The organism is Streptomyces sp. NPDC057307 (genome assembly GCF_042667665.1).
Lineage (GTDB): Bacteria > Actinomycetota > Actinomycetes > Streptomycetales > Streptomycetaceae > Streptomyces.
Map to the genome: position 1 here is coordinate 1 of NZ_JBHUZM010000227.1, position 7,761 is coordinate 7,761.

Below are 7,761 nucleotides of genomic sequence, written 5' to 3' on the forward strand. Positions count from 1 at the left end.
GGGGGGGGCCCCCGCCCGGCCCCCCCCCGGCCAGGGCCCCTCACGCCAGCCGTACATGCCCCTCACCCGCGCCCTCCAGCTCCAGCACCCACACCTCGTTGCGCCCCGCGCGCAGCACCGGACCCGGCACATACAGCGACTCCTGCGGGCCCACCGCCCAGTACCGCCCCAGACAGAAACCGTTGACCCAGACGAAACCGCGCGTCCAGCCCGGCAGGGAGAGCCGCGCGTCACCCGGGGACGCCAGGTCGCACGAGCCCCGGTACAGGCCCCGCGCGCCCGGCCAGGACGGGGCGCGGAACGGGAGCGCGGCGACCGCCGCCGCGTCGTCGAAGGCGTCCAGCCGCAGACCCCGCGCCCGAACCCCGTGCAGATACTGCCGCTCGTGCCGGAAACCGCCCGTGATCCCCTTCGGCTCACCCGTACGCGGCCCGTAGTTGACCCGCCCCAGGGACTCCACCCACGCCTCGACCACCGCCGGCCCCGCCACCGGCTCCGCCAGCACCGGGTCCCCCTCGCGCAGCACCCCCGCCCGCACCCCGTCGACCTGCACCACCGCCAGATCGCGCAGCCCCGCCAGTGTCAGCGGATACGGCCGCCGGGGACCCGGCACCGCCACCCGGTAGCGCACCAGCCCCCGGTCCACGCCCAGTTCGTCGAAGGACGGCGGCATCGGCGTCCGCGTCTCCGGACCGCCGAGCGCGTCGATCACCTCGTCCAGCGGCGCCCACGCGTCCAGCTCCGCGCGCACCGGCCCGTCACCCAGTACCGGGGGAGCGGGCGGCACCTCGGGCAACGGCCCCTCCTGGTAACCCGCCAGGACCTCCCGGAACAGCCAGAACTTCTCCGTCGGCCGCCCCGCCTCGTCCACCGGCGCGTCGTAGTCGTACGACGTCACATCCGGCTCCAGCACACCGTCGTGCAGCGCGCCCGCCCGATTGGCACCCGCCCGGCCCGCGAAATTCGTACCACCGTGCGCCATGTAGATGTTCACCGACGCCCCGCACTCCAGAATCTCCCGCAGCGCCCCCGCCGCGTCCGCCGGATCGCGCACCACAGGCCCCGCGCCCCAGTGGTCGAACCAGCCGCACCAGAACTCCATGCACATCAGCGGACCCCCGGCCCGGTGCTCACGCAGCGTCCCGAACGCCGCGCGCGCCCCCGAGCCGAAATTCACCGTCGCCAGCACCCCGGGCACCGAGCCACCCGTCAGCATGTGGTCCTCCGGCCCGTCGGAGGTGAACAGCGGCACAGCGATCCCGCAGTCACGCAGCAGCGCGGCCAGAGTCGAGAGGTACGGCAGGTCGGAGCCGTAACTCCCGTACTCGTTCTCGACCTGCACCATGATCACCGGGCCGCCCCGGTCGATCTGGCGGGAGACGACCTGCGGCAGGAGGCGCCGGAACCACCGCTCCACCGGAGCCAGATACTCCGGATCACCGGTCCGGACCCGCGCACCCACGGCCGCCGTCAGCCAGTGCGGCAGCCCGCCGTTGTCCCACTCCGCGCAGATGTACGGGCCCGGCCGCACGATCGCCCACAGCCCCGCGCCGGCCGCCGCGTCCAGGAACCGGCCCAGCGCCGCCACATCCGCGTACCGGCCCGGCGCGGGCTCGTGCAGATTCCACGGGACATACGTCTCCACACAGTTAAGGCCCATCGCCCGCAGCATCCGCAGCCGGTGCGGCCACTGCTCCTCATGGACCCGGAAATAGTGCAGCGCCCCCGAAAGCAGCCGCACCGGGCGGCCGTCCACCAGGAAATCCTTGTCACCTACAGTGAAATCGGCCACCACCGCTGCCCTTCGGTTCGATCATCTGCCAGGGCCACCGTCACCCCCTGGCCAGGGACCGGTCCATGGACAAAGATCAGCGGTGCATGGACGCAGACGAAACCGGCAGGGGAGGCGCGGAAGCGGATGTACCACACCTGGATGCGGTACTTCACCCCCAGCCCCGTCCACCACCGCCTCGGCCTCGTCTGCCTCGGCGTCGGCCTCCAGCACGGCCGGCTGCCGACCGTCGGACCCCGCGTCCTCGACCACCACGTCGCCGTCCTCATCGGCGCGGGCAGCGGCTGGTACCGCGACCCCGAAGGCCACCGCACCACCGTCACCGCACCCGCGCTGCTCTGGCTGCTCCCCGGCGTACCGCACCACTACGGCGCCGACCCCGAGACCGGCTGGGACGAGAGCTTCGTCGACTTCACCGGCCCCGCCACCGCCACCTACACCGAACTCGGCTACATCGAGACGGACCGCCCCGTCGTCCCCCTCTCCGACGCCGCCACCGCGCGCGCCACCGTCGGCCGCATCGTCCGCGCCGCACGGCGCGGCAACCCGCTCCTGGAGGTCGAGACCGGCGCCGCCGTCCACGAACTCCTCGTCGAGCTGCGCCGCTCCCGCGCCGACACCAACGCCGAGGGCGACCTGGTCCTCCAGGCCCTCGCCCGCGACGCCTTCCTGCCGCTCTCCGTCGCCGAACACGCCACCCGGCACGGCATGACCCCCGCCGAACTGCGGGGCGCCGTCCGCAGGGGCGCCGGTTGCAGCCCCAAGGACTATCTCCTCGGCATCAGACTCGGCCGCGCCAAAGAACTCCTCGCCGCCACCGACCTGCCCGTCGCGGCCGTCGCGCGCCGTGTCGGCTACGACGACCCGGCGTACTTCTCCCGGCTGTTCACACGCCGCGTGGGCACCGCGCCCATCCGCTTCAGGGAACGCCAGGGCCGGACCGTCCCCGGCGGCTGGAGCGACCGCGTCCCCGACCCCGACCACCCGCCGACGATCACGACGCCCTCTCCTTGAGACGCCGCACCGTGCCACCCGGCACAGGCCCTAAGCTTCCGAACCATGACCACGAGTACCGACGGTGACAACGGCGGCATCGACCAGTCCGTCCAGGCCGAGCTGGACCGGCTCCGCGGCAGTATCGACAACATCGACGCGGCCGTCGTACACATGCTGGCCGAACGCTTCAAATGCACCCAGCAGGTCGGCGTCCTCAAAGCCGCACACCACCTGCCGCCCGCCGACCAGGCCCGTGAGTCCCGGCAGATCACCCGGCTCCGGCAGCTCGCCGAGAGCGCCCGGCTCGACCCCGCGTTCGCCGAGAAACTGCTCAACTTCATCATCGCCGAGGTGATCCGCCACCACGAGACGATCGCGGACGGTGCCGCCGCACGCGACGACAGGCCGTGAGACGACAGGCCGTGAGGGGCAGGCTGTGAGGGCGGGCCGTGACGACGGGCTCTGACGCCGACCTCTGACGACGGGCTGTGAAGCGCGCGCCGTGAAGGCGGGCCGCGAGGGCGAGCCGTAAGGGCGGCCCATGAAGCGCGGGCCCGCGACACAGGGCCCCGGCCGGCCGCGCTCCCCGCACATGACCACCACCCCGCCCGCGAAGTGCCCCCCTTGCCCCCGTACCCCGCCCCGTGCGCTCTCAGCGCAACCCCCACCCGCTGCGCGCCCCGAGGCCCATCGGGCAGCATGTCCCCATGTCCGTACTGACGCGCGACGAAGCGCAGACCCGTGCCCAGCTCATCGACGTCCACCGGTACACGGTCGCCCTCGACCTGACCACCGGCGACGAGACCTTCGAATCCCGCGCCGCCATCCACTTCACCGCCCTCGCGGCCGGAGACACCTTCGTCGAGCTGAAGCCCGCACTGCTGCGCTCCGTCACCCTCGACGGGCAGCCCCTGGACCCCGGCGCGCTCACCGAGAACCGGCTTCCACTCACCGGACTCACCGCCGGCGAGCACGAACTGCGCGTCGACGCCACCATGCGCTACTCCCGCACCGGCGAAGGCATGCACCGCTTCACCGACCCCACCGACGGCGAGACCTACGTCTACACCCAGATGTTCCTCGAAGACGTCCAGCGCGTCTTCGCCGTCTTCGACCAGCCCGACCTCAAGGCCGTCTTCGAACTCGGCGTCACCGCACCCGAAGGCTGGACCGTCCTCGGCAACGGCATCGCCACCGACGAGGGCGACGGCCGCTGGAGCCTCGCCGCGACCCCGCCCATCTCCACCTACCTCGTGGCCGTCGCCGCCGGCCCCTGGCACTCCGTCCGCACCGAACACGCGGGCCTGCCCTTCGGCCTCCACTGCCGCCGCTCCCTGGCACCCCACCTCGACATCGACGCCGACGAGATCTTCGCCATCACCCGCGCCTGCTACGACCGCTACCACGAGAAGTTCGAGGAGCCGTACCCCTTCGACTCCTACGACCAGGCGTTCGTCCCCGAGTTCAACGCGGGCGCCATGGAGAACCCCGGCCTCGTCACCTTCCGCGACGAATTCGTCTACCGCTCCGCCGTCACCGAGACCGAGCGGCAGACCCGCGCCATGGTCATCGCCCACGAGATGGCCCACATGTGGTTCGGCGACCTCGTCACCCTCACCTGGTGGGACGACGTCTGGCTGAACGAGTCCTTCGCCGAGTACATGGGCTACCAGACCCTCACCGAGGCGACCCGCTACACCGACACCTGGGTCGCCTTCGGCATCGACCGCAAGTCCTGGGGTTACGACGCCGACCAGCGGCCCTCCACCCACCCCGTCGCACCCAACCCCGACGCCGTCCCCGACACCGCCTCCGCGATGCTCAACTTCGACGGCATCTCCTACGCCAAGGGCGCCTCCGCCCTGCGCCAACTCGTCGCCTGGCTCGGCGAGAAGGACTTCCTCGCCGGCATCAACACACACTTCGCCCGGCACAAGTTCGCCAACGCCACCCTCGCCGACTTCATCGACTCCCTCGCCGCCTCCACCGACCGCGACGTGCACCGATGGGCCGAACAGTGGCTCCGCACCACCGGCGTCGACACCCTCACCCCCACCGTCGACGGCAACGGCTCCGAGGCCGGCTGGACACTCGACGTCGCCCAGCGGGGCGACCGCCCGCACCGTATCGCCGTCGGCGCCTACGACCGCGACCTCGTCGACCCCGGCCACCTCACCCCACGCGACCGCTTCGAGATCGACATCCCACAGCAGGACGGCCCCACCGTCCGCCCCGGCCGCCGCCCCGACCTCGTCGTCCTCAACGACGGCGACCTCACCTACGCCAAGATCCGCCTCGACGACCGCTCCTGGGCCACCGCCCTCGACTCCCTCTCCGCCGTCCCCGACCCGCTGACCCGCGCCGTCGTCTGGAACGCCGCCCGCGACCTGGTCCGCGACGGCGAACTGGCCCCCACCGCCTACCTGGACGCCGCCCGCACCCACCTCCCGCACGAATCCGACCTGGCCGTCGTCCAGGGCGTACTCGGCTTCGCCGCCACCCAGATCACCGACCGCTACCTCGGCCCCGACGACCGGCCCGCCGCCCTCGCCACCCTCACCGCCATCTGCCGCGCCCTCATCCGCCGCACCGAGGACGGCAACGCGCCCGGACTGCGCCTCACCGCCGTACGCCACTTCATCTCCGCCGCCACCCAGCCCGACGGCATCCAGGACTGGCTGAACTCCGGCAGCGTCCCCGGCGGCCCCGAACTCGACCCCGAACTGCGCTGGCGCATCCTCTACCGCCTCGCCGTCCTCGGCGCCGTCGACGACACCGCCATCGACGAGGAACTCGCCCGCGACCCCAGCGCCACCGGCCAGGAAGGCGCCGCCCGCTGCCGCGCCGCCCGCCCCGACAGCGACGCCAAAACCGCCGCCTGGGAACGGATGTTCCTCGGCGACGACCTGTCCAACTACCTCTTCACCGCCACCGCCCAAGGCTTCTGGCAGCCCGAACAGACCGACCTCGTACGCAAGTACGTCCCGCGCTTCTACACCGACGTCGTCGACCTCGCCACCCGCCGCGGCCCCGCCATCGCCGAATGCGCCGGCCGCTACGCCTTCCCGCTCCACGCCGTGGACGCTCAATCACTGCGCCTGGGCGAGGAGTGCCTGACCGGCCCCGACCTCCTGCCCGCCCTGCGCCGCAAACTCGTCGACCAACTGGACGACCTCCGCCGCGCGCTCCGAGTACGGGAAGGCTGACCCTCCTTACGGAGGAGCCGACCCCCTTCACGGAACAAGCGACCCTCCTTACGGACGACCCGTACGGACGACGGGCCGGGCACGCGCGTACGGCGCCGCCCGGCCCGCCCTCCGTACCGACGCACCGCCGTACCGACGCACCGCCGTACCGACGCACCGCCGTACCGACGCACCGCCGTACCGACGTACCGAAGCCCCCACACCACTCTCCTTCAGCGCACACCGCTACCCCTCCCGGGTTCGGATCGTTGTGCACCGTGGGCACCACCCGACCGACCCCGGACCCCCCGGTGCAGTTGCCCCACGCGCCCTGAAGGACCCTCCATGACCGACCTGTCAGCAGACGATCACGACCGGCCGCACGATCTGGTCGGCATCGGCATCGGACCGTTCAACCTCTCCCTCGCCGCGCTCGCCGACGGCATCCACGGAGGTCTCGCCGCCACCTTCTTCGAACAGCGCCCCGCCTTCCACTGGCACCCCGGCCTGCTCCTCGACGGCACCACCCTCCAAGTACCCTTCCTGGCCGACCTGGTGACCCTCGTCGACCCGGCGAGCCCCTGGTCCTTCCTGAGCTACCTCAGAGCGCGCGAGCGCCTCTACCCCTTCTACTTCGCCGAGCGCTTCCACATCCAGCGCGCCGAGTACGACGCCTACTGCCGCTGGGTCAGCGAACAACTCCCCGGACTCCACTTCGGCCACCATGTCGACGCCGTCCGCTGGAACGCCGAACGCGCCCTCTTCGAGGTCGACTTCACCCAGCTCGACCACGACGGCGAGGTCGAGGCACTCGGCCGCGCCTACACCCGCAACGTCGCACTCGGCATCGGCACCGAGCCCCACATCCCCGAACCGCTCAAACTCCTCGCCGACACCCCCGCCGTCCCCGTCATCCACTCCGCCGACTACCTCGCCCACCGCGACCGGATCCTCGACGCCGAACACATCACCGTCGTCGGCTCCGGACAGTCCGGCGCCGAAGTCTTCCTCGACCTGCTGCGCGCCCGCCCCGCCGGCGCCGAGAAACTCCACTGGCTCGCCCGCACCGAGGCGTTCGCACCCATGGAGTACTCCAAACTCGGCCTGGAGCAGTTCACCCCCGACTACACCAGCTACTTCCACGCCCTCCCCGAACGGGTACGCGACGAACTCGTCCCGCGTCAGTGGCAGCTCCACAAAGGCATCGACGCCGGCACCATCGCCGCCATCCACGACGAGCTGTACCGCCGCACGCTGCGCGGCGGCTGGCCCGACGCCGTCCTCACCCCCGGCGTCCTCGTCCGCACCGCGGGCCGCGTCGGCGCCACCAGGATCGAACTCCACCTGGAACACGGCCAGCAGGCCGGCCGCTCCCGCCTCACCACCGACGCCGTCGTCCTCGCCACCGGCTACCGCGAGCGCCCGCTCGGCCGGCTCCTGGCCGGCCTCGACCCGTACATGCGGCTCGACAAGTCCGAACGCCCACGCATCGACGCCCGGTACCGGCTGGTCCTCGACCCCTCCGTCACCGGCTCCGTGTACGTACAGAACGCCGAACGCCACACACACGGCGTCGGCGCCCCCGACCTCGGCCTCGCCGCCTGGCGCAGCGCGACCATCCTCAACTCGCTCACCGGCACCGAGCCCTACCCGCTGCCGCGCCGGACCGCGTTCACCAGCTTCGGCCTCGACGGACAGGAAAGGCACCGGCAGGTGCCGGTGCCCAGAGGTCTCGTACCGCTCTCCGAAGTGCGCTGACCCGCATCCGCCGCGGGGTTTGCGCCGGCG

At 72.1% G+C, this 7,761-nt stretch carries 5 protein-coding genes; 4 read left to right on the plus strand and 1 reads right to left on the minus strand.

Annotated features, from left to right (window positions below; genetic code table 11):
• Positions 1–40 precede the first annotated feature (40 nt).
• Complete coding sequence (locus ACFUN8_RS36280) at positions 41–1,792, minus strand: beta-galactosidase family protein (RefSeq protein ID WP_383647405.1); 1,752 nt, start codon at positions 1,790–1,792, stop codon at positions 41–43.
• A gap of 126 nt (positions 1,793–1,918) precedes the next feature.
• Here ACFUN8_RS36280 and ACFUN8_RS36285 point away from each other — a divergent pair, with 126 nt between their 5' ends.
• The 4 genes from ACFUN8_RS36285 to ACFUN8_RS36300 all read left to right on the plus strand — a co-directional run bounded on the left by ACFUN8_RS36285 (position 1,919) and on the right by ACFUN8_RS36300 (position 7,731).
• Positions 1,919–2,806, plus strand: coding sequence for a helix-turn-helix domain-containing protein (locus ACFUN8_RS36285; RefSeq protein WP_383647407.1), 888 nt, complete (start codon positions 1,919–1,921; stop codon positions 2,804–2,806).
• Between the two features lie 45 nt (positions 2,807–2,851).
• A complete protein-coding gene (locus tag ACFUN8_RS36290) occupies positions 2,852–3,199 on the plus strand; it encodes a chorismate mutase (RefSeq protein ID WP_383647410.1) in 348 nt (115 codons plus the stop codon).
• Between the two features lie 296 nt (positions 3,200–3,495).
• Positions 3,496–5,994, plus strand: coding sequence for an aminopeptidase N (gene pepN / locus ACFUN8_RS36295; RefSeq protein ID WP_383647412.1), 2,499 nt, complete (start codon positions 3,496–3,498; stop codon positions 5,992–5,994).
• Positions 5,995–6,318: 324 nt separating this feature from the next.
• On the plus strand, positions 6,319–7,731 hold the full coding sequence (locus ACFUN8_RS36300) for a lysine N(6)-hydroxylase/L-ornithine N(5)-oxygenase family protein (protein WP_383647415.1): 1,413 nt from the start codon (positions 6,319–6,321) through the stop codon (positions 7,729–7,731).
• The last annotated feature ends 30 nt before the right edge of the window (positions 7,732–7,761 follow it).

What these genes read in the sequence shown, in the direction of transcription:
- ACFUN8_RS36290 (WP_383647410.1), top strand. Translation starts at nt 2,852, where the DNA reads ATGACCACGAGTACCGACGGTGACAACGGCGGCATCGACCAGTCCGTC.
- ACFUN8_RS36300 (WP_383647415.1), top strand. Translation starts at nt 6,319, where the DNA reads ATGACCGACCTGTCAGCAGACGATCACGACCGGCCGCACGATCTGGTC.
- pepN (WP_383647412.1), top strand. Translation starts at nt 3,496, where the DNA reads ATGTCCGTACTGACGCGCGACGAAGCGCAGACCCGTGCCCAGCTCATC.
- ACFUN8_RS36285 (WP_383647407.1), top strand. Translation starts at nt 1,919, where the DNA reads ATGTACCACACCTGGATGCGGTACTTCACCCCCAGCCCCGTCCACCAC.